This is a genomic window from Caulobacter sp. 602-1, from assembly GCF_003931565.1.
Taxonomy (GTDB): domain Bacteria; phylum Pseudomonadota; class Alphaproteobacteria; order Caulobacterales; family Caulobacteraceae; genus Caulobacter.
The window spans coordinates 106,552-126,779 of record NZ_RRYI01000007.1 but is presented as its reverse complement, the minus strand read 5'-3'; the positions used below and the strand labels follow the sequence as shown (position 1 = coordinate 126,779).

The following is a 20,228-nucleotide window of genomic DNA, read 5'->3' as shown; positions in this document are numbered from 1 at the left end:
TGTTTAGGCGCCTACTTGGCGGCTTCGTACGTCGCGCTGACGTCGATGCGAACCTTCAGTTCACCGGCGGCGATGCTGGTCGAGTCGGCCATCTCGCGCTTGGCCATGGCGAACACCGGCATCGGGGGCGGCGCGGGCTGGTAGCCGCCGCCTTCGCTCAGATTGACCAGGCGCACGGCCTTGTAGCCGGTGGCGCGGCCATAGAGCTCGGCCTTGGCCTGCAGAGCCTTCACGGCTTCCAGGCGCGCGGCGTCCTCGGCGGCCTGGGGATTGATGAGGCCGAAGCTGATGCCGTTGATCGTGTTGGCGCCGGCATTGACCGTGGCGTCAACCGTCGCGCCCAGCTTGGCCAGGTCGCGGACCGTGATCGTCACCTGGTTCGAGGCCTGATAGCCGGTCAGCTTCGGCGGCTGGTTCTGCTCATAGGCGTACTGGGCGTTGAGGTTGAGGTTCGAGGTCTGGACGTCGCGCTCGGCGATCCCGGCCTTCTTCAGGGCAGCCATCACCTGGTTCATACGCGCGCCGTTGGCCTTCAGGGCCTCGCCGGCGGTCAGGGCCTCGGTCTGCACGCCCAGGGTGATGGTGGCCATGTCCGGCGCCACGCGGGTCTCGCCATAGGCCGACAGGCTGAAGGTCGTGGCCTTGAAAGCCGAGTCGGCGCTGGTCTGGGCCAGGGCCGGCGCGGCGGCGCCCATCAGCAGCGCGCCGCCGATCAGGGCGGGCAGGATGAAGGCGGCGGGGTGGCGCGCGGTGTTGGTCATCGTTCTTTTCTCCAGGTCCGTCCAGGGCAGGAAAGCGTCGCCGGACAGCTATGGGTTCCTCATGACAGCTCCAACCTGAACCGGAGCTTTAAGCCGCGTTCGGCTCATGCTAATCCGCCGCTCTCGCGTACGCTCACACGTATCCGCGCGGGCCTGTAGCTCAATGGTTAGAGCCGACCGCTCATAACGGTCTGGTTGGGGGTTCGAGTCCCTCCAGGCCTACCAAACCTCTTCAAGGGGCCCCCTCACACCACCGGATACGCGTCCGCGATCTTCACGCCCGTCTTGTAGTGCACCCCCGGCTGGGCGACGAAGCTGACGTTACTCTTGGCTTCGAACAGCACGATGATGTCTGAGCCGCCGAACTGGAAGTAGGCCAGCTCCTCGCCCTTGCGGAGGGTGACGCCGACCTCGGCGGTGACGATCACCGACGAGACCTGGCACATGCCGATCGGCAGCACCGCGACCAGGCCGATCGGGGTGTCCAGCACGATCAGGCCGCGGGCCTGGGCGAACTGGTAGCCGGCGGCGTCCGGGGCGTCGAAGGCGCGCAGGGGCTTCAGCCTGTGGGCGCCGTTCTCGTCGCCGGCCACCGGCTCGGCCACGACCTCCAGATAGACCTGGCCCGGGATGACGCGCGACTCCAGCACCGTGCCGCCGACGGGCGCGTGCTGGCGGTGATAGTCGTTGGGACCCAGGAAGGCGTGCATGAAAAGGCCGTTCTTGAAGCGGTCCTTGTAGGGACTGCCCTCCATCAGCTCCTCGATCTTCCAGTGCAGGTTCTTGACCGACACGTGGCTGTCGGTGCGGATCTCCCACTGGCCGGCGAAGGTGGAGTCGGCGGGGGAGACGATGACGCTCTGATCGGCGACCGCCGCTATCGGCCGATAGCCCGGCTTGAAGTTGCGGGCGAAGAACTGGTTGAAGGTCTTCCAGCCGCCGTGCGGCTCGATGTAGTCGCCCAGATTGTAGCTCGGCGACTTGCGGAAGCTCTCCAGCGAGGCCGGCGTCAGGGATTCCGGCGTGTCGAGGAAGGCGCCCATGGCGTCGGCATAGTCGACCAGCCACGCCGACAACGGCGTCAGGGGCGCGGCCTTGTTCAGCGGGACGACCTTGTTTTGCAGGTCGATCACCGCATCCTGGTCGAGCACGAAGTAGAACTTGCAGAGCTTGTTATAGACCTCGCGGCCAGGCTCGTTCTCGCTGGGGACCCAGCGCAGGAAGTCGTTGATATAGACGTAGTAGCTCTCGAGGTCCTTCAGGTCGGCCAGTTCCGGGATGTTCCACGCGCGGGCCTGGGCGACGGCCTTCTCGAACCGCGCCTCCCAGCCGTTGTCCCTGATCAGTTTCTGCAGCTTCACGACCACGGGATGCCACTTGCTCATCGTCTGTCCTCGAACGGGATTGGGCTGATGCGGGCTAACGCTCTATTCGTGCATGGCTCAAATTAACTTCTTATAGTTGTATATTCTTCTTGTTCGCGGGTAAAGCGAAGCTCGCCCACGGCGCGCCGATTTGCTGTTCATGCAAATACAAGGAACGAGCGCCGATTTGTTGTCAGTGCAAAAATTAACCTGCGTCAAACCCGGACGCATAGGCTGCCGCCACCGGTCGACTCATCGGAAGGAGGCGTGCAGAGTGGGGGTGTTGAAGGCGGAGGTTGTCGTGTTCTCGGTAACGCGTTTCTGCGTGCAGGCCTTCGGGCGGCGGGGGGGATTGCTCCGGCCGACCGAGGTTCGGGAGTGCTATTTCGAAGAGGATGCGCGGCGTGAGATGGAGGTTCTGGCGCGTCGATCCTCGGGCGTGGCGCTCTATCGGGTGCGCGGCGAGCCGCTATCGGGCCTTTGGGGAAAGCCCAAGCTGATCGAGCGCCAGGGCGAGATCCTGACGCTGGAATGAGCGGGGATTATCCAGCCTTCTTAAGGGTTTGTCCGATCTCGACGAGCTGGATCCGCTGCACAGGCTGCAACTGGTCCCAGATCGACCAGATCGCGTCGCCGGCTGCCGGATCACGCATGATCAGGTCGGCGGGCTCGCAACGATAGATGATCGCCAAGGCCTCCAGTACGTCCTGAGAATAGCCGGTTTCGCCGCGCTCGACGCGCGAGAGCTGGGCGACCGAATAGGGATATCCGACCTCGAGCTCCAACCGTTCGATGGCTTGCTCCAGGTTCATGCCGCGATGCTTGCGCCAGGCGCGGATGAAGGTCTTCGCGCGCTGCTTCGCCTTGGCCTGCCGGTCGGGGGTCATGCAAATCCGGGAGTGAGTGCGAAAGGGAATGTCCAGGCATTAAACACAAAATTTGCTTGCCATGCAAATTTGTATTTGGTACAAATTAGATATTCCGAGAACTCCGCCCTGGCGACGCGAGCCGGGCGGCTTCCCGCGAAATTCCCTTCATCGGCCTAGCCGCAGGAAGTCCCAGATGATTCCGCTCCACGCGACCGGTCACGCCGGTCATGCGCCTATTCACGCCCCTATGCCGGGCTATGTCGCGCGCCGCACCGACGCCGATCGCCGGCCGCCGCGCGCCGTCCTGACCGCGCTGCTGATGGGCGATCCGCGCCCCGGTCGCTACGCCGTGTCCGAGGCGATCCGCGCCCGCCTGTTCGGGGCCGCGCCCGCCGATCCCGTCGCGCCCGCCAAGGTCCTGGCTGTGCTGGAGGCGCTGCTCGACGGGCCCCTGACCCTTGCCGACCTGGCGGACGAGATGGCCGTCAGCCTGTCGGCCGGCAGCGACCGCGCCCAAGCCGCCCGTCTGCTTGGCCTGGTCGAGCGCCTGGGCGGCCGGCCTTGCCGGATCGGCCTGACGCCGGCCGGTCGGACCGCTCTGGAAGCCTAGACCCATGGGCGGGCTCCAGGACGAGATCGCCGAGGGCGCTATCGACAAGGCCGTGCGGGCGTGCGGGCCGCGCAAGCCGATGCTGTGCGCGATCATTCGCGCCGCCGGCCGGATGCTGGCCGAGAGCGAAGGCCACGATTTTGTCGCCCAGGTCTGCGCCGGCGAGGCCCGCCGCCACGCCCTGGCCGACAGCCGACGCGGCGTCCGTTTCGGGCGCTGACCATATAGAAAGGGGAACCATCATTTCCGTCCAGTTCATCCGGCCCGAGGGGCTGACCTCGGCCGAGCTTCGAGACCTGGCCCGCGCCGACCGCGCGGCGGGCCTGGCGATCAGTCCCGCCGCCCGCCAGGCGGCGCGCGAGGCCGTTATGCGCATCGCCGGCGCCCAGCTGGCGAGAACCGAAGAGGCCGATATCGCCGCGGGCCTGGTCGAGACCGTGGCCCTGGCGCGGGCGCGGGGCGAGGTGGTCGAGGCCAACGGCGGTTCGTTGCGGGTCTCCAGCCGCGACGGCCTGCGTAGTTTGCGCCAGAGCGGCCACATCAACGACGCCCACTACGCCGTCGCCCTGCTGTACCGCGGCGGCTTCGAAGCCCGGGGCCGTGACCTGCGCGTCGCCAGCCTGGAGCCAGGGAGTGGCGGCGGTCACGACAACGACCGCTTCGTCGCCGCCCGTCTGCGGCGCGCCCGCATGCTGGACTTCGTGGCCCGCGCCGACCGCGCCGTGGCGATGAGTCTGGCCGACAAGCCCGTGGCCCTGCGCCTGCTGCGCTCGGTGGCGGGCGAGGGGGCCAGCCTGTCCGTATGGGGCGCTGGCCGTGCTTTCGCCCGTAATCGCGAAGTCCTGATCAAGGCCTTGGATCTGATCGTGGCCTTGGCCAAGCAGGTCGCGCGTGACCGTCAAAATAAGAACATTTCATGAACAAATAGATTGACGTTCGGGAAGGTGAAGGGTTTAATCAAAACAGTCTCGGAGATGCGCCTTCAGCGGCGATCAAGACCTCCAGACACCGAACTCCAGACCTTCCTGTTCTTCCGAAACGGCGCGCTCGACGAAGCGTGAGCCGGTCGGCCTCGTGAACCCGCTCTTCCTCCCCGGAGGGCGGGTTCTTCGTCTCGTCCGCTGATCCAGGGACCTCCGACATGACCCTCGTCCTCGCCGCCGGGCGCCGCATGGCTTCCGGATCGCCTCCCCGCGCCTCGATCCCGCCAGCCTCGACGAGGGAGCGCCGCCGATGAGCGTGCTGAAGATCCGCGCGGCGCTGGAGACGGCGCTGGCCGCCATGAGCCCCGCCCTGGCCACGGCCTGGGAGAACACGAACTACACGCCGGTTTCAGGAACGCCCTACCAGCGTGTGTCCATGACCTTCGCTGAGCCGGTCAATACCGAGTACGGCCGAAGCTTCCAGCAGGGCGGCCTGTTCGTGGTGACCCTCTGCTACCCGCAGGGCGCGGGTCCGGCCGACGCCGCCGCGCGCATCGAGCAGCTGCGCTCGACCTTCTATCGCGGCGCCGCCTTCACGTCCGACGGCCTGACCACCGCGGTCGCCCGCACCCCCATCATCCTGGCCGCGATCCTGGAGGGCGACCGCTACCTGGTCCCCGTCCAGGTCCCATTCCTGGCCACGATCACCAGCTGACGGCGGTCTCCGCCCGAAGGGACAGGCCCCAGGTCGCCTTCTTTGGGAGCCTCGTCTGATCCACCCATCCCGATAACGTCTCAGGAGAAGACCCCATGGCAGTCGCCCAGGGCATCAACAAGAAAACCGTCTACAAGAAGCAGACCGGCCTCGGCGCGCCCGCCGCCGGCTCGGGCGGCCAGGTCGTTCGCCGCACCAGCTCGGTGTTCCAGGCCCCGCCGGACACCTTCGAAAGCAACGAAATCGTCAGCCACCAGCAGTCGACGGGCGTCGGGCTGGGCGTGGTCAAGCCGGCTGGCAAGATCGACGGCCTGCTGTCTCCGGGCACCTACGGCGCCCTTATGGGCTCGCTGCTGCGCAAGGACATGACGGCCGGCGTCTCGGCCACCGGCGCCACGATCAGCGTCGCCGCCTCGGGCCAGAACTGGACCCTGACCCGTTCGGCCGGCTCGTACCTGACCGACGGCTTCAAGATCGGTGACGTCATCCGCCTGACCGCCGGCGCCTTCAACGCGCTGAACACCCAGAAGAACCTGCTGATCATCGCTCTCACGGCCACGGTCGCCACGGTGCGCGTGGTCAACGGCTCGGCCATGTTCGCCGAGGCCAACATCGCCAGTGCCACGGTCTCGGTCACCGGCAAGAAATCGCTGGTCCCGCTGTCGGGCCACACCAACGACTACTACACCTTCGAGGAGTGGTATCCGGACCTGGGCCGCTCGGAAGCCTATTCCGACCAGCAAGTCGGCCAGGCGGCGCTGAACCTTCCGGCCACCGGCAACGCCACCATCAGCCTCGACACCGTCGGCCGCATTCGCACGCTGGGCGCGGCCCAGGTGCTGACCACGCCGACGGCCGAGACGGTCACCGACATCCTGACGGCCGTGAACGGCGTGGTCCTGGTCAACGGCGTTCCCGTGACCAACGTGACCGGCGCCCAGGTGACCATCAACGGCAACGCCGCCCACAGCGACGCCGTGGTGGGCTCGAACGTGGTCGACGACATCCAGCGCGGTCGCCTGGCCGTGTCGGGCTCGTTCACGGCCAAGTTCGACAACGTGACCCTGCAGACCATCTTCGAAGGCCGTTCGACCACCTCGCTGGTGCTGGCGGTGACCGAGGACGCCACGGCCAACGCCGACTTCGTGGTCATCAACCTGCCGATGATCAAGCTGACCGGCGACACCCCGGACGACGGCGAGAAGGCGGTGATCCGGACCTATCCGTTCACGGCCCAGATCAACGGCGCCGGCGGCGCGGCCCTGGCCACCGACCAGACCATCATCGCCATCCAGGACAGCGCCGCCTAACCGGCGCGGTTCTTCTTCTCTCCCTCTCGAAGTCCCCTTCAACTTAGCGGCCGGGTCGCGCCCGGCCGTCCTTTTCCAAGGACATACCCATGACCAAGTTCTCGACCGAAACCCTGTTCGACCTGAACGACCTCGACGCCGTAGCCGCTGGCGACACCCCGTTCGAGGTCGAATACATCCGCGCCGACGGCTCGGGCTCCGGCGTCTTCCTGCAGGTGCTGGGCGGTCAGTCCGAGAAGGTGCAGTCCGAGGTCAACCGCCTCGTCAACGACCGCCGCAAGAAGCAGGCCGTGGCCGCCGCCATGACGGGCCGCAGCAATCCCGAGAAGGCGGAGTTCACCCCGATCGAAGACGACATCGCCTTCGGCCACCGCCTGACCGCCGTCCGCCTGGTGGGCTGGCGCGGCATCAAGCAGGAGTGGTCGGCCGAGAACGCCTTCCGGCTGGTCAGCCGCAATTCCGAGATCGCCGAGCAGATCACCACGGCGTCGAACACCCTCGGAAATTTTATGCCGGGCAAGTCCGCGGCCTGATCGCCTACGCCCGCGAGCAGTTCGAGCTCGCCGCGCGCCAGGACGACGGCGAGCCGCTGCGGACCCACCTTGAGAGCCTGGCTCGCCAGGGCGACCCCGAGGCCAGCTGGCGGCTCGCCAACCCGCCGCCGCTGTCGTCGCACGTGGCCCACCTGTGGGCCTGGTACGCCGACCTCTGCCAGACCCGCCAATCCGGCGGCTTCGGTCCGTCCCGCCTCTCGCGCCTGGAGATCCAGGCCTGGGAGCGCGACGAGGGCGTCCGCCTCGAGCCCTGGGAACGGCGCGCGGTCATGACCCTCGACGCCGAACACCTTCTGACCATGACGGCCCCCAGCAAGGGCTGACCACCACCGGGCTGCGCCTTCGCGAGGAGGCGCGGCCCGAACTTTTTGGGAGAGCCGCTGTGGCTGACAAGGATCTTGAGGAACTGGCCAAAGGCTCGAAGGCGGCGGCTGACGCGGCGGGCAAACACGAGCGCGCACAGAAGTCGCTTCAAGACGCGATTGAAAAGACCGGCGGCGCGATGGCCGCCCTGAACACTCGAACAACGACGAGCCTCGCGGGGCTGACCGTACTGGAAAAGCAGATCTCTTCGCTGACGAAGGCGGCCGGCTCGTTGGAGGAAGCGTTGTCGGGCGTGAATAAGCGGCTCGTCGAAACGGCGGGACTTTCGGTGCTGGGCGCGGCCGCGATCGACAGCTACGCCAAGGCCCAAAAGGGCTTGGAGCAAGCAGCTGCAACAGCCGCCAAGACGGAAGAGGCCGTCAGCAAGGCCCGGAGTTCGGGCGCGACGGCTGCGGCTTCGCAGTCGTCCGAACTTCGGAAGCTGGGCAAGTCGGTGCTCGACGTCGTCTTGGAGCTTCGCAAAGGCACGAATCCGCTCCAGGTCTTGATCGACAAGGGGCCGGCGCTTTGGGATGTCTTCTCCAAGGCCCGTGACGCCAGTGGCGGTTTCCGAGGGATGCTCGGCGGCATCGCTACTGAGGTCACACCGATCGTCGATGCAATCGGGTCTTCGCTCGCTGGCCTGGCGCCGTTGGTGGAGCCGCTCGCCGTGCCGCTCGCGGGCGTTGCGGCGGCGGCGGCGGTCGCCGTCGGGGCCGTGGCCATTACGGCGCAGCAGATCGGCAAGACGGTCGGTGAGAACCTTGACCAGCTGCATCTCACCGAAGAACAGCTGGAGCGGGTCAAGAACAAGGGCGTCACCATGGGTGACGTGCTGGCGGCCGCTTGGAAGGGTGTCGCCGACGTGCTGTCGGGAGTCTGGAAAAGCGTCGCCGACGCCATTGTCGGCTTCGTCGGGCCGGCCCTGAGGGCGGTCGGGGATTTCTTCGGAAATCTCTACCAGGGCATCATCGACGGCATCATGGGAGCCGTGAAGGCGGCCTTCCAGGTGGTTGGCGGCTTCATTGGCGGCATCCGCGCGGCCTTCGGTGCTCTGCCGGCGGCGATCGGGGATCTCGTCATCTCGACGGTGAATATCGCGGCGGGCGCACTTGAGAAGTTGGCGAACACCGCGATCGGCATCGTCAACAATCTGATCCATATGGCCAACGAGACGGCTGCCAAGCTGGGTATTCCGATCAAGTTGCCCGAGTTGGACACGGTCTCGATCGGGCGGCTAGAGAACAAGTACGCGGGCGCAGCCGCCTCTCTCGGGAAGGCCATGATCAAGGGCGCGGCCCAGGGCGCCGCCGACGGCGGTAAGGCCTACGATCAGATGGCGGCGAACGTCGTCAAGAGCGTAGCGGCGGCGCGGAACAGGCGTGTCATCCGGGAGGCCGGGCCGGCGCCCAAGGCGGTGGAAGTCGCCGGCAGGGATGGCGTCAACGACAACGACGTCGTGAGCAATGTCACCAACAACACGATTTCGAACAACAGCAGTCGAACGTCCGCCAACAGCGCCGCGTGCGCCTGCAAGGATGCAGAGACTTCGGTTCGCGATTTCTCGGACGTGCGTCGTGTCGAGACTGTGCAAGTTGAGTTGCTCAAAGCACAGAAGCTCGAAGACCAGGTCATCAAAGCGATCCCCCAGCCCGAGTCGCTGGAGCCCTTCAAGGATGCGTTAGCGGAAACCCTCGGCCACTTCGAAGCCATGGCCAAGTTGGCTCCCGAGCTTGGCAAGCAGCTCGAGGCGGCTTTCGGCAAACCGGGGAAGGCAGTGGGCGACCTTGTCGGCGCGGTGGCCAATTTCGGTATTGAAAACGCCAAGCTCGCGGAGGGCGCCACGAGCGAAAAGCGCACCGAGGTCGCGATCAAGGGTTACGCCTCCATGGCGACGGCCGCGAAGGGGTTCTTTAAGGAGAATTCGAGCGGCTACGCCGCCATTTCGACGATCGAAAAGGCCTATCGCGCCTGGCAGCTGGTCGCTTCCGTCAAGGCCACGGCGGCGCATGCTTCGGAGACGGCCGCGGGTGTGGCGGGCTCTCTCGCCAAGGCGACGGCGTCGGCGGCTGCCGGCGCGGCGAAGATCTTCGAGTCCCTTGGACCATGGGGTTTTCCCGTTGTAGCGGCCATGGTGGGCGTGCTGGCCGGCCTAGGCCTGAAAAGCGGCGGTGGCGGCGGCTCCGTCCCCGGCGTCAACGACATGAAGACCCGCCAAGACGCCCAGGGGACCGGCTCCTCACTCGGCGACTCCAAGGCCAAGTCCGACAGCCTGGAAAAGGCCCTCGGCTATGCCGAGAAGTATCAGAACAAGGACCTGGAATACGGCAACGACATGGTCCGGTCGCTGAAGTCGATCGACGGCCAGATCGGCGCGGTGGCGGCGGCGCTGGCGCGGTCGTTCGGGGCCGGCGGGATGCTGAGCACCGAGGGGCTCAGCCTCGGCAAGACCGGCGCGTCGGCGTCATTGTCGAACCTGGGCTTCTCGAAATCCACGACCCGGACGCTGCAGGATCAGGGCATCCAGTTCGACGCCGCTACCCTGGCCGACATCACGGATGGCAAGCTCTCGGGCTCGACCTACCAGCAGGTGCTGGAAACGACCAAGAAGAAGGCGTTCGGGATCACCACCTCGAACAAGAGTAAGGTCATCACAGAGACCGGCGCGCTGGACACCGATTTCGTCGACCAGGTCTCCAAGCTGGTCAGGTCGCTGGGCAAGGGCGTGGCCGACGCCGCCAAGGCGCTGGGCGAGACCGATGTCGAGTCCGTTCTGGCCAAGTTCAAGGTCGACCTCGGCAAGCTGTCCTTCAAGGACATGACCGGCACGCAGATCGAGGAGGCTCTGAACGCGATCTTCGGCAAGCTGGGCGACGACATGGCCAAGGCGGCCGTGCCGGTCATCGCCGCGTTCCAGAAGGTGGGCGAGGGGGCCTTCGAGACCCTGGTCCGCGTCGCGCGTCAGTACGAGGTCATCGACACTACGCTGAAGTCGGTCGGCATGAAGTTCAACGACGTCGGCGTGGCCTCGCTGGCGGCCCGCGAGCGCCTGGTCGATCTGGTCGGCGGCCTCGACAACCTGACTGAGCAGACATCCTTCTTCGGCGAGAACTTCCTGACGGACGAAGAGCGCCTGAAGCCGGTGAAGGACACGGTCAATGACAAGCTGACCGAGCTGCGGCTGCCGACGAACATGACGCGCGAAGGCTTCAAGAATCTGGTCCTTGGCCTGGATGTATCGACCAGGGAGGGCGCTGAACTCTACGCGGCGATGATGGCGCTGGCGCCGGCCTTCGACAAGGTCGCCACGGCCGCTGAGACGACGAAGTCCGCGGTGGATGACAAGGCCAAATCGATCCAGGACCGGATCGACGACCTGATCATGACACCGGCCCAGAAGCTGGCCAAGTCCCGGACAGCCGAGGAGGACGCCGTCAAGGCGCTGGACGCCTCGCTTTTGCCGCTGCTCAAGTCCCTTTGGGCGGTGGAGGATGCGGCCGAGGCCAGCGCCGCCGCCATCGAAAAGGAGGCCAAGGACAAGGCCATGGCGGCGAGCCGGTCAGGCGCCCTGGCCGATCTCCTGGGCGCCCAAGGCTATGCCGAGCAGGCCAAGAAGATCCGGCGTGACCTGGCCCTCGCGGATGTCGAGGACGCGGTGCAGCAGGACTATATGCGGCGTACCTGGGCCGCGCAGGACGCCGCCGAGAAGGTGTCGGCCGCGCGGGATGTTCTGACCCAGGCCTATCAGCGCGAGCAGGACGCCATTCAGGCGACCAAGGACAAGTTCAAGGAACTGTCTGCGTCACTGCGGGCCTTCAGCGGCAGCCTGACCGAAACGATCGCCGGGACCGATCCCGGCGCGCGATATCGTCGGACGCGGGAGTCGTTCCTGTCGACGGCGGCCATGGCCCGCCTTGGCGACCCCGACGCCATGGGGCGGCTGCAAAGCGAGGGCGAAGCCTTCACGGCGGCCTCGCGCGACTATGTCTCGACCAGCCTGGACTACCTGCGCGACGTCGGTCTGGTCCGCTCGGCCGTCGACGAGGCGGCCGATACGGCCGACCGCCAGGTGTCGATCGCTCAGCGGCAGCTCGATGCGCTGGACGCCTCGGTCCAGGGGCTGATCGAGATCAACACGAACGTCGTCTCGGTGCGGCAGGCGATCATCGCGCTGCAGGCCGCCAACGCCCAAGCCCGCAACGCGGGCGTGGTGTCGGTGGGCGGGATCCCCATCCCCGGCGCGCCGACTGGTCCGCCGAACACCGGCACGCCGGGCGCGGGCGCGCCGGTGACCAGCAACAAGACCCTGGACGGCCTCTACAACTACGACCCGGTGATCACGGCGGCCGCCTACGCGGAGTCCCTTCGCGATCCGCAATACTGGGCCAACGGCAATCCCTACGAGAAGCCCGGCACGCAGGAATATTCGACCCTGCAGACCCTCAAGGCCAAAGACCCGCAGAAGTACAGCGAGCTGGAATACATGCACACCTTGAAGCGGTTGGCCACTGGCGGCAGCTTCGAGGTGGGCGGTTCCGGTCCGCCAGATTCCAAGTTCTTCGGCCTGGCCCTCAGCCCGGGCGAGGCGGTGAACGTCCAGCGCGCCGACCAGAAGAACGACCGGGGCCTGATCAACGAACTGCGGAACCTGCGCGCCGAGCTCGCCGACCTGCGCGCCAGCAACGCCCGCATCGCCGCCAGCAACGACAAGATGGAGCGAACCTTGACCAATGTCACCGAGGGCGGCCGCGCCATGCAGACCCAGGCGGCCGCCTGATGCGCGCGCTACCGCCAATCACGATCACGCCGGCCATCCTGACCAGCACCACCTGCGCCGAACCGTCGGCGGGGGAGGCGGTCTGGAGCGCCGGAACCACCTACGCCGTCGGCGATCGCGTGATCAACACGACGAGCCACCGGGTCTATGAAAGCCTGAAGGCCAGCAATGTCGGCAAGGACCCGGCTTTGGTCGCCAACGCGACCTGGTGGCTGGACGTCGGCCCGACCAACCGCTGGGCGATGTTCGACCTGCTGCGCAACACCGGAACCAGCGCGGCCTCGCCGCTGACGGTGGTGCTGACGCCGGGCAAGCGGGTGGACGCCATCGGCGTGGTCGGCATCGTCGCCGACACCGTTGCCGTGACGGTGACCGTGTCAGGCGCGACCGTCTACACCGCCTCGGCGAACCTGCTGAAACGGCCGACCAGCGGCTGGTACGACTACTTCTACGGCGCCTTCCGATACCGGCAGGAGTTCGCGCGCTTCGACCTGCCGCCGTACACGAACGCGGTCATCACCATCACCCTGACCAGGGCGAACGGGAGCGTGACCTGCGGCGGGGTGGTGCTGGGCTCGTCGGTCTATCTGGGCGCCACGCAGCACCAGGCCGAGAGCGACGCTCTGAACTTCTCGAAGATCGACCGCGACGACTTCGGAACCGCCACCCTCGTGCCGCGCCGCTCGGTGCCGCGCACCGTCCAGGCCCTGCGCTGTCGCAAGACCGACGTCGATCGGATCCTGCAGCTGCGCGACGACCTCAACGCCGTGCCGGCGCTGTGGTCTGGGCTGGACGACCAGGAGAGCGGCTACTTCTCGGCCCTGCTTATCGTCGGCGTCTACAAGCGGTTCACGATCTCGATGGACCAGCCGGAAGACGCCCTGATTTCCCTCGAACTCGAAGAGGTCTGACCCCGTGCCCGCACAAATCACGGCGCTCCCGACGCCGCCCTCCACCAACGACCCCGCCAACTTCAACACCCGCGCCGACGCCTTCCTGGGACAGATGCCGACCTTCGTGACCGAGGCCAATGCCCTGGCAACGGAGGTGTCCACGAACGCCGCCCAGGTCGCGGCCGACCGGATACAGACCAACGCGGATCGGGTGGCGGCCGTCACCAGCGCCACCAGCGCCCTGAGCGCGCCGGGAACCAACGGAACCTCAAGCACGTCGCTGACGGTCGGGACCGGGGCAAAGACCTTTACGACCCAGACCGGCAAGGCTTGGGTGGCGGGGCAGGGGTTTTTCATCGCCAGCTCGACCTCGCCGACGAACTGGATGAGCGGCATCCTGACAGCCTACAATTCGGGCACCGGCGCGGCGACAGTCCAGGTCGACACGATCGGCGGTTCGGGTACGCTCACGGCCTGGAACTGTGGTCTCTCGGCCGGGCGGCCAATGGCGGTGGCGACGCAGGCCCAGGCCGAGGCCGGAACCGACGCGACGACCATGATGACGCCCGAGCGCACGGCGCAGGCGGCGGTTGCGTTCGGCGTTCCGGTCGGCTGCGTGCTTCAGGCGGCCGGGCCTCTGGGGGCTCGATGGCTGCCCTGCACCGGCCTCGTCTATCAGAAGAGCAGCTATCCCGCCCTGGGTGCCATCATCCCGTCGTATGTGCGGCCGCTGGTCCGTCGGCTGGGCCTCTATAGCGGAAACTATATCTATGTCGCCAATGGCGTATTTTTTGCCAATGTCAACAATGGCGTCTACACATCGCCCGATGGTGCGGCCTGGACCGCCCGCACTACTACAGGAGCTGTTACATATAACGTTCAATATGGAGGTGGAATTTTTATTGGGTTTACAGATAATAACATTTATACGTCGGACAATGGTTATAATTGGACATTGAGAAATGTATTTTCTTCGGGCACTATTACCTATTTAGCTTATGGTGGCGGGCAGTGGTTGGCCTTTGCTTATAATTCTCAGGACAATGAATACTATTTATCAAAATCCAGCAACGGGACGAGCTGGTCAGCCTATTCCACTGTTTCTGGTCCTGCAGTGGATCGGGCAATTTTCGATAGTCGATTTTCCAGGTGGTTGGCCTACGGCTCTACGAATAGGTACTCCACTAATGCCGGATCTTCCTGGGCGAATTTCTCCATAACTTTGAATTCTGGAGAATATATATATGATATAATCCTGGGTGGCGGGAAATTTATAGCTAGAACTTCTCAGAATAGATTGTTGGCATCAAATGATGGCATGACGAACTTTTCTGATGTTTCTAACTTTCCGCTTACCGGATCGATCAACAAAATCTACCACGACGGTACGAACTTATTTGTCGCTTGCGGCAATAAGGTTGCGACATCTTCCGACTTGAATGCTTGGGTCGCTTATGACTTACCTGCCGATGTCGGGACGGTCGTCTACTTCGCTAGGCTTTCCGGTGCGATCACCAGTCCGACGATTATTTCAGGTGGTGGCAATGGCGCCGGCGGCGGGATTTGGAGCGGCCTCGACACCTCGCTGGGCGAGTTCAAGGTTCCGCAGGTCACCTCTGCTGACGTTGGCCTCAACGCTTTCATCAAGGCGGCCTGATCATGATCAAGATCTACGAGATCGATGGCTGCGGTCAGTGGACCGGCGGCGTCGCTGAGATCGAGGCCCGCGAAGGCTGTCTCCCGACCTGGGTCCGGGCGCCCGAGCCGCCGGACGTCGAGGGCGATGATGTCGCCGTGTGGGTCGGCGGGGCATGGCATATCGCCGACCCGGTCCTGCCGGCCTCGCCGCCGGACGAAGCGCCGGAGGACTAGCCCCCCATGGACCTCCCCACCGCCATCGCCAAATCATGGCCCTACGCCGTGGTGGCCGCGCCGGGGATCTATGCGGTGGTCAAGGACCTCCTCGGCCGGCGGGCGATGGCCCGCAAGGCCGAGGCGGATCTGATGCAGATGGCGCAGGACGCCGCCTCGGGGGTGATCCACACCCTGCGCGAGGAGGCCGAACGCCTGGCCCAGCGTCTCGAGCAGGTCGAGGCCGAGCTGGGCGACCTGCGCCGCGAGCACAGCCGCATGATCTCCGACAAAGACGCCCGCATCGCCGCGCTCGAGGGCGAGAAACGTCAGCTCGAGGCCAGGGTCGCGGCCTACCGCCGGATTCTGGCGGCCCACGGTCTGGCCGACGAGCCCACGCCCGCGGTCGCCTGACCGCCTGACACCCCTCAAACACAAGGAGATCGATCATGCCCACGCCCCTGGCGCGGGACGTTCCCGCCTGCGCGCTCGCGCTGATCCAGCGGTTCGAGGGGTTGCACGACGGGGATCGCAAGACCGCCGTTCTGGAGCCCCAGGCTGACCCCATCGGCATCTATACCGTCGGCTGGGGGCACGCCCTGTTCGCTGGCGGGCGACCGGTGAGAGATCGCGAGACCGCCTACCGCCTGTGGCGGGCGCGGTGGCCGGCCGGGATGGTCCGGGGCGACGCCGACGCGCTGCTGAAGGCCGACGCGCAGGCCGTCTGCGACAAGGTCATCGCCCTGTTCCCAAGGACGCCGCTGAGCGACGCCCAGCTCGGGGCGATGACCAGCCTGGCCTACAATATCGGCGTCGGCGAGATCGGCGGGGCCGCGGACTTCGCCGACAGCAGCGTGCGCCGGCGGCTGATCGCCGGCGACATCCAGGGCGCGGCCGACGCCTTCCGGATGTGGCGCTTCGCCGGCGGCCGCGCATTGCCGGGCCTAGTCGCCCGGCGCGAGGCCGAGCGGGCCGTCTTCCTGAATTCCAAACCTTAGAAGGAGCTTTCCATGAAGCGCGTCTTCGGCCCGATGGCGGGCCTTCTGCTGACCGTCTGTCTGTCGGCCTGCGCCGGCATGGGCGTCGATCCGGTCACCCTGGCCCAGGCGGTGAAGATCCTGAACGAAGGCTGCGAGCGGACGCTCGATCTCAATCTCGACAAGAGCCAGCCCGGCGGGGGTTCGCTGAAGGTCGTCCGAACCTGCGCGCCGGCCGAGGCTGCGGAGCCAAAGCCCTAGCGGCAGCTAAAACCGGCTCGGAAACGCCTTCGTGGTCTTGGCGTCGTTGTAGCGCGCGCCGGGGCAGTCGACGGCGTAGGCCCCGGCGGTCTCGGCCAGGTAGGGGCCCCGGTCGCTGTCGCCGTTCAGGGCGCGGCACGAGACGGCGGTCTTGTAGATCACCGAACCATCCTGGCTGAGCTCGTTCATGAAAAGGTCGAAAGCCAGGTCCATCAGGCCGCGCGTGGCGGCCAGGCGGCGGTCTCGGCCGTTGAAGGCGGTGGTGACCTCGCCCTGCTGCGACATCTCGCGGGTGGCCGGGACGGGGCCAGCCGCGGCGCCGGCGGCGCTGATCACGCCGCCGGCCAGCATGGCCTCCAGGTCCTGGAAGCGGCCCGAGGCCGAGCCGACGGCCAGGGCGGTGTTGAAGGCGGCGTCGAAGCCGGGGCCCAGGCGGCTGGGACCACCGATGGCGGCGGCCTGGGCCGCGCCGGCCAGACCGGCATAGGGCGCGTCGTAGATTGACACGATCAGGTTCTGGTTGACGTAGTAGCCCAGCGCGACGCCGCCGATGGCGCCGCCGGGCAGGGCCAGCACGCGGTCGCGCGAGACGCCCAGCGGACCAGCGATGGCGGCGCGGGTGACGTCGGGCGTGATCCCGGTCCAGCGCGCCTCGTAAGAGGCTTCCAGGGTCTTTTCGCGGACCACCTCGCCGGTGCGCCAGCGCACCAGGCGGAAGGTCACGCGGGCCGAGGCCAGCTTGTCGGTTCCCCACCAGACGTTGGGGCCGCGCAACTCCTCGAACGTGGTGTAGAGCATGTACTCGGCGTCGAGGCGCGTGGGGGCCAGCATCTCGGCGTGACGCAGGTGGTTGGTCAGGCTCTCGACCACCTGGACGCGGGTCGGACGGGTGGTGACGACGGCCCCGCCGTCGAACCAGCGGAACTCGGGCGCGCCCTCGACGGCCTGGACGGCGACGTTGCGATAGAAGGCCCGGGCGGGCGAGGCCTTGGCCACGGCGACCGGCGGCATGGCCGGCTGGCGCAGGGCGGCGACCTCGTCGCGGGTGGCGCAGGCGCTCAATCCGGCGGCGGCGCTCACCAGCAGGACGGCCAGACGGATGGACTTGGTCGGCATGATCGTGCGCTCCCCCAGATGGGCGGCACTATCCGGCTCAATCCTAAAGAGAGCTTGAAAGGTGAAGCTTCAGGCGAAAAAGAGCCCCTGTCGGGCAGGACCGACAGGGGCGCCAAGGCTTCTTGGGGAAGGAGAGGTCGGCTTAGAACCGATAGTTCAGGCCGACGAGATAGGTGCGACCGTAGTTCTGGTAGTCGATGACCTGACGCGGGTCGTTGTTCTGGTAGGTGACGAAGGGCTCGTTGGTCAGGTTGTTGACCTGGGCCAGGACCGAAAGGCCTTCCATCGGGCCGTCGCTGAAGGTGTAGCCGATCTGGCTGTCGACGACGGACTCGCCCTTGACCATCCGGTAGTTGCGGCCGTTGCCGAAGCCGGTGACCTCGCCCAGGAACTTCGAGCGGTAGCGGTCGCTGACGCGGAACGAGAAGCCGTTCTTCTCGTAGTAGACGGTCAGGTTGGCGACCTTCTTCGACAGGCCCGGGATCGGGGTGCTCAGGTCGTTCGGGTTCGGGTGGATCGAGCTGTCGGTGTAGGAGGCGCTGAAGGTGGCGCCGAAGCCGTCGAGCACGTCGGTGAACAGCGCGCCGGGGATCGAGGCGGCGAATTCGACGCCCTTGACCGTGCCGCCCTTGCCGTTCTGCGGGGTCGTCACCAGGCCCTTGCGGATGGCCGGTTCCGGGTTGCCGCCAGTCGGGAAGCCGGTGAAGTCGTAGATGATGCTCTGGTCGTAAACGTAGGTCTTCAGATCCTTGTAGAAGGCGGCCAGCGAGACATAGGCCTGACGGCCGAAGTACTTTTCGTACGACACGTCATAGGCGTCGGCGCGCCACGGCTCGAGGTCCGGATTGCCGCCCGTGCCGCTCCACGGCGAGAAGTTGATGTCGGTATTGCCGCCCTTGGCCGCGTCGAAGCTGTACTGCGTGCTGGCGCGCATCTGGTCCATCCGCGGGCGGGCCAGGGTGCGGGCGACGGCGAAGCGCAGGGTCTGCTCGGCCGGCAGGTGGAACTGCAGGTTCATGCTGGGCAGGAAGTCGGTGTAGGTCTTGCCGCCCGACAGGTTGGCGCGGGTGACGCCCGCGCCGGTGCCGCTGGCGCCCAGGGCGGTCGAGCTCTGGTCGGTGTTGACGATCTGGAAGCCGAAGTTGCCGGTGACCGGCACGCTGCCGACGGCCGCGTCGATATTGGCCTTCACATAGCCGATCGTGACCTTTTCCTCGACGTCCCAGCTCTTGACCAGCACGTCGGCGTTCGGGTTGCGAACCAGGTCGTACGTACCGTTCTTGATCAGGGCGAACGGATCGTAGCTGACCATGCCGGCGATGCCGATGAAGGCCAGGGAGGTCGTGCCGACGATGGCCGACGAGGGGATCGCGACGCTGGCCGGCGAGCCCTTCACGCGCAGGAACCATTCGTCGTTGACGAGGCCCTTGGAGCGTTCGCTGTAGTTGAAGCCGATTTCGAAGCTGGACAAGCCGTCGTCCAGCGCCTTGGCGGCCGACAGACGGACCGCCTTAAGCTCGTCCTCGATGTGCGGCTGGTTCAGATAGCCGTCCTGGCCGCCGGTGATGATGTCGCCGCCCCAGCCTTGCGGGCTGGTCAGCTTGATCACGTTCGGATCGGCGTAGTTCAGGGTCGACTTGAAGATCGCCACGCCGTCGTCATTCATCGAGAACGTCATGTTGTCGGTCGCGCCGACGCCCGAGCGGCCCGTGCCCGAATAGCTCTCGACGATCTGGTCGGTGCGGTCGACCTTCGACCACGACAGGTCGCTGGCCAAGGTCCAGTCGTCGCCGACGTTGAACTTGTTGTTCCAGCCGACCGACTTGATGGTCGCGTCGCGGTCGTTGCCGTCGTTGCGAACCACGCCCTTCACGCCGTTGAAGGCGCCGCTGTTGACGAAGCCGCCCGAGGCCTGGGCGCCGGTCAGCGGCACGCCGCCCCAGACCAGCGGCAGTTCGATGCCGCGCTGGATCTGGTGGTTCTTGAACTTCGAATAGAAGACGTCCAGCGACGAGCTGAAATTGTCGGTGGGCTTGAACTCCAGGACGCCGATGACGCCGTCGCGCTTCAGCATGCTGGACTGCACGTACGGCTTGGCGCCGCCGATCACCAGGTTGCCCGAGGAGTCGGTGGGATAGCCCCACGAATTCCAGCGCTCGGCCTGATAGGGCGACTCCATGTGGGCGTAGCCCAAGGCCAGGCCCAGCTTACCGTCCATGAACTGGTCGATATACGAGATCGACAGGCGGTTGCCGTGGGCCTTGGTGCCGGCGTTCAGGGCGCCGATGTCGTTCCACTCGTAGCGGGCGCCGATGGCCAGGGCGCGCTTGCCGAAGGCCAGCGGGCGGACGGTTCGCATGTCGGCGGTGCCGGCCAGGCCCTGACCGATCAGGCCGGCGTCCGGGGTCTTGTAGACCACGACGGCGCTCAGCAGTTCCGACGGATACTGGTCGAACTCGACGCCGCGGTTGTCGCCGGTCGAGACCTGTTCACGGCCGTTCAGCAGGGCGGTGGTGAAGTCCGGCGCGAGGCCCCGGATCGAGATCACCTGACCGCGGCCGTCCAGGCGCTGGGCGGTCAGGCCGGGCAGGCGGGCGATCGACTCGGCGATCGACATGTCCGGCAGCTTGCCGATGTCCTCGGCCGAGACGGCTTCGACGATCGAGGTCGAGCTTTTCTTCAGCGAGATGGCGCCTTCGATGCCGCGGCGGATGCCGGTGACGACGATCTCCTCGACCTTGCTGTCGTCCTGCGTCGTCGGGGCGGCGGGGGTCTGGGCCTGGGCCGAGCCGGCCACGGCGAACGCCAGGGCCAGACCCGTGGCGCTACCGGCCATCAGCCACGCACGGCGACGCGAAAATTGGGTGTCCATGGAATGCTCCCT

20 protein-coding genes and 1 tRNA gene are annotated in these 20,228 nt (G+C 66.3%); 16 read left to right on the top strand and 5 right to left on the bottom strand.

All coding sequences use genetic code 11. The annotated features are described in order from the left end of the window. Positions 1-11: 11 nt before the first annotated feature. Complete coding sequence (locus tag EIK80_RS19755; protein ID WP_125158732.1) at positions 12-761, bottom strand: SIMPL domain-containing protein; 750 nt, start codon at positions 759-761, stop codon at positions 12-14. A 149-nt stretch (positions 762-910) separates the two neighbouring features. Here EIK80_RS19755 and EIK80_RS19750 point away from each other — a divergent pair. Continuing rightward, positions 911-986 (top strand) — tRNA-Ile (locus EIK80_RS19750). Between the two features lie 20 nt (positions 987-1,006). Here the strand turns inward: EIK80_RS19750 and EIK80_RS19745 are convergent. Continuing rightward, complete coding sequence (locus tag EIK80_RS19745) at positions 1,007-2,146, bottom strand: phosphatidylserine decarboxylase (RefSeq protein WP_125158731.1); 1,140 nt, start codon at positions 2,144-2,146, stop codon at positions 1,007-1,009. 331 nt (positions 2,147-2,477) lie between these two features. Between EIK80_RS19745 and EIK80_RS19740 the strand changes: the two genes are divergently transcribed. Further along, positions 2,478-2,660 carry a hypothetical protein gene (locus EIK80_RS19740; protein ID WP_125158730.1) on the top strand — a complete coding sequence of 61 codons (183 nt, stop codon included), beginning with the start codon at positions 2,478-2,480 and terminating at the stop codon, positions 2,658-2,660. A gap of 7 nt (positions 2,661-2,667) precedes the next feature. Here EIK80_RS19740 and EIK80_RS19735 read toward each other — a convergent pair whose 3' ends face one another. Beyond that, positions 2,668-3,012: a helix-turn-helix domain-containing protein gene (locus EIK80_RS19735; protein ID WP_125158729.1), complete on the bottom strand. Its 345-nt coding sequence runs from the start codon at positions 3,010-3,012 to the stop codon at positions 2,668-2,670. Positions 3,013-3,187: 175 nt separating this feature from the next. Between EIK80_RS19735 and EIK80_RS19730 the strand changes: the two genes are divergently transcribed. From EIK80_RS19730 to EIK80_RS19665, 14 genes are all read left to right on the top strand, one after another. Continuing rightward, positions 3,188-3,604 carry a hypothetical protein gene (locus EIK80_RS19730; protein WP_125158728.1) on the top strand — a complete coding sequence of 139 codons (417 nt, stop codon included), beginning with the start codon at positions 3,188-3,190 and terminating at the stop codon, positions 3,602-3,604. A 4-nt stretch (positions 3,605-3,608) separates the two neighbouring features. Next, a complete protein-coding gene (locus EIK80_RS19725) occupies positions 3,609-3,824 on the top strand; it encodes a hypothetical protein (protein ID WP_125158727.1) in 216 nt (71 codons plus the stop codon). Next, complete coding sequence (locus EIK80_RS19720) at positions 3,745-4,524, top strand: hypothetical protein (RefSeq protein ID WP_158624737.1); 780 nt, start codon at positions 3,745-3,747, stop codon at positions 4,522-4,524. Before EIK80_RS19725 ends, EIK80_RS19720 begins: the two co-directional genes overlap by 80 nt. A gap of 313 nt (positions 4,525-4,837) precedes the next feature. Next, the gene (locus tag EIK80_RS19715) at positions 4,838-5,242 is read left to right on the top strand and encodes a phage tail terminator-like protein (RefSeq protein WP_125158725.1); all 405 of its coding nucleotides are present in this window, start codon (positions 4,838-4,840) and stop codon (positions 5,240-5,242) included. Between the two features lie 95 nt (positions 5,243-5,337). After that, positions 5,338-6,552, top strand: coding sequence for a phage tail tube protein (locus EIK80_RS19710; RefSeq protein ID WP_125158724.1), 1,215 nt, complete (start codon positions 5,338-5,340; stop codon positions 6,550-6,552). A gap of 89 nt (positions 6,553-6,641) precedes the next feature. Then, positions 6,642-7,085 (top strand): hypothetical protein, encoded by a 444-nt coding sequence (locus EIK80_RS19705; protein ID WP_125158723.1) that lies wholly within the window; start codon positions 6,642-6,644, stop codon positions 7,083-7,085. Beyond that, positions 6,971-7,429, top strand: coding sequence for a hypothetical protein (locus tag EIK80_RS26155; protein WP_158624736.1), 459 nt, complete (start codon positions 6,971-6,973; stop codon positions 7,427-7,429). The genes EIK80_RS19705 and EIK80_RS26155 overlap by 115 nt, the downstream gene beginning before the upstream one ends. Before the next feature lie 59 nt (positions 7,430-7,488). Then, entirely contained in the window at positions 7,489-12,246 is a 4,758-nt protein-coding gene (locus tag EIK80_RS19695) for a phage tail length tape measure family protein (protein ID WP_125158722.1), read from the top strand. Further along, positions 12,246-13,157, top strand: coding sequence for a hypothetical protein (locus tag EIK80_RS19690; protein WP_125158721.1), 912 nt, complete (start codon positions 12,246-12,248; stop codon positions 13,155-13,157). Before EIK80_RS19695 ends, EIK80_RS19690 begins: the two co-directional genes overlap by 1 nt. Positions 13,158-13,161: 4 nt before the next feature. Then, a complete protein-coding gene (locus EIK80_RS19685; protein WP_125158720.1) occupies positions 13,162-14,796 on the top strand; it encodes a hypothetical protein in 1,635 nt (544 codons plus the stop codon). A 2-nt stretch (positions 14,797-14,798) separates the two neighbouring features. After that, on the top strand, positions 14,799-15,011 hold the full coding sequence (locus EIK80_RS19680) for a hypothetical protein (protein WP_125158719.1): 213 nt from the start codon (positions 14,799-14,801) through the stop codon (positions 15,009-15,011). A gap of 6 nt (positions 15,012-15,017) precedes the next feature. Next, positions 15,018-15,404: a hypothetical protein gene (locus EIK80_RS19675; protein ID WP_125158718.1), complete on the top strand. Its 387-nt coding sequence runs from the start codon at positions 15,018-15,020 to the stop codon at positions 15,402-15,404. A gap of 35 nt (positions 15,405-15,439) precedes the next feature. Further along, positions 15,440-15,988, top strand: coding sequence for a lysozyme (locus EIK80_RS19670; protein WP_125158717.1), 549 nt, complete (start codon positions 15,440-15,442; stop codon positions 15,986-15,988). Positions 15,989-16,000: 12 nt separating this feature from the next. Next, entirely contained in the window at positions 16,001-16,228 is a 228-nt protein-coding gene (locus EIK80_RS19665; RefSeq protein ID WP_125158716.1) for a hypothetical protein, read from the top strand. Between the two features lie 6 nt (positions 16,229-16,234). On the opposite strand, the gene EIK80_RS19660 is transcribed toward EIK80_RS19665, so the two are convergent. Beyond that, entirely contained in the window at positions 16,235-17,344 is a 1,110-nt protein-coding gene (locus tag EIK80_RS19660) for a hypothetical protein (protein ID WP_125158715.1), read from the bottom strand. A gap of 142 nt (positions 17,345-17,486) precedes the next feature. After that, positions 17,487-20,216, bottom strand: a complete 2,730-nt coding sequence (locus tag EIK80_RS19655) for a TonB-dependent receptor (RefSeq protein ID WP_125158714.1) — start codon at positions 20,214-20,216, stop codon at positions 17,487-17,489. Between the last annotated feature and the right edge of the window lie 12 nt (positions 20,217-20,228).

What these genes read in the sequence shown, in the direction of transcription:
- EIK80_RS19755 (WP_125158732.1), bottom strand. Translation starts at nt 761, where the DNA reads ATGACCAACACCGCGCGCCACCCCGCCGCCTTCATCCTGCCCGCCCTG.
- EIK80_RS19745 (WP_125158731.1), bottom strand. Translation starts at nt 2,146, where the DNA reads ATGAGCAAGTGGCATCCCGTGGTCGTGAAGCTGCAGAAACTGATCAGG.
- EIK80_RS19735 (WP_125158729.1), bottom strand. Translation starts at nt 3,012, where the DNA reads ATGACCCCCGACCGGCAGGCCAAGGCGAAGCAGCGCGCGAAGACCTTC.
- EIK80_RS19730 (WP_125158728.1), top strand. Translation starts at nt 3,188, where the DNA reads ATGATTCCGCTCCACGCGACCGGTCACGCCGGTCATGCGCCTATTCAC.
- EIK80_RS19725 (WP_125158727.1), top strand. Translation starts at nt 3,609, where the DNA reads ATGGGCGGGCTCCAGGACGAGATCGCCGAGGGCGCTATCGACAAGGCC.
- EIK80_RS19715 (WP_125158725.1), top strand. Translation starts at nt 4,838, where the DNA reads ATGAGCGTGCTGAAGATCCGCGCGGCGCTGGAGACGGCGCTGGCCGCC.
- EIK80_RS19710 (WP_125158724.1), top strand. Translation starts at nt 5,338, where the DNA reads ATGGCAGTCGCCCAGGGCATCAACAAGAAAACCGTCTACAAGAAGCAG.
- EIK80_RS19705 (WP_125158723.1), top strand. Translation starts at nt 6,642, where the DNA reads ATGACCAAGTTCTCGACCGAAACCCTGTTCGACCTGAACGACCTCGAC.
- EIK80_RS19690 (WP_125158721.1), top strand. Translation starts at nt 12,246, where the DNA reads ATGCGCGCGCTACCGCCAATCACGATCACGCCGGCCATCCTGACCAGC.
- EIK80_RS19680 (WP_125158719.1), top strand. Translation starts at nt 14,799, where the DNA reads ATGATCAAGATCTACGAGATCGATGGCTGCGGTCAGTGGACCGGCGGC.
- EIK80_RS19675 (WP_125158718.1), top strand. Translation starts at nt 15,018, where the DNA reads ATGGACCTCCCCACCGCCATCGCCAAATCATGGCCCTACGCCGTGGTG.
- EIK80_RS19670 (WP_125158717.1), top strand. Translation starts at nt 15,440, where the DNA reads ATGCCCACGCCCCTGGCGCGGGACGTTCCCGCCTGCGCGCTCGCGCTG.
- EIK80_RS19665 (WP_125158716.1), top strand. Translation starts at nt 16,001, where the DNA reads ATGAAGCGCGTCTTCGGCCCGATGGCGGGCCTTCTGCTGACCGTCTGT.
- EIK80_RS19660 (WP_125158715.1), bottom strand. Translation starts at nt 17,344, where the DNA reads ATGCCGACCAAGTCCATCCGTCTGGCCGTCCTGCTGGTGAGCGCCGCC.
- EIK80_RS19655 (WP_125158714.1), bottom strand. Translation starts at nt 20,216, where the DNA reads ATGGACACCCAATTTTCGCGTCGCCGTGCGTGGCTGATGGCCGGTAGC.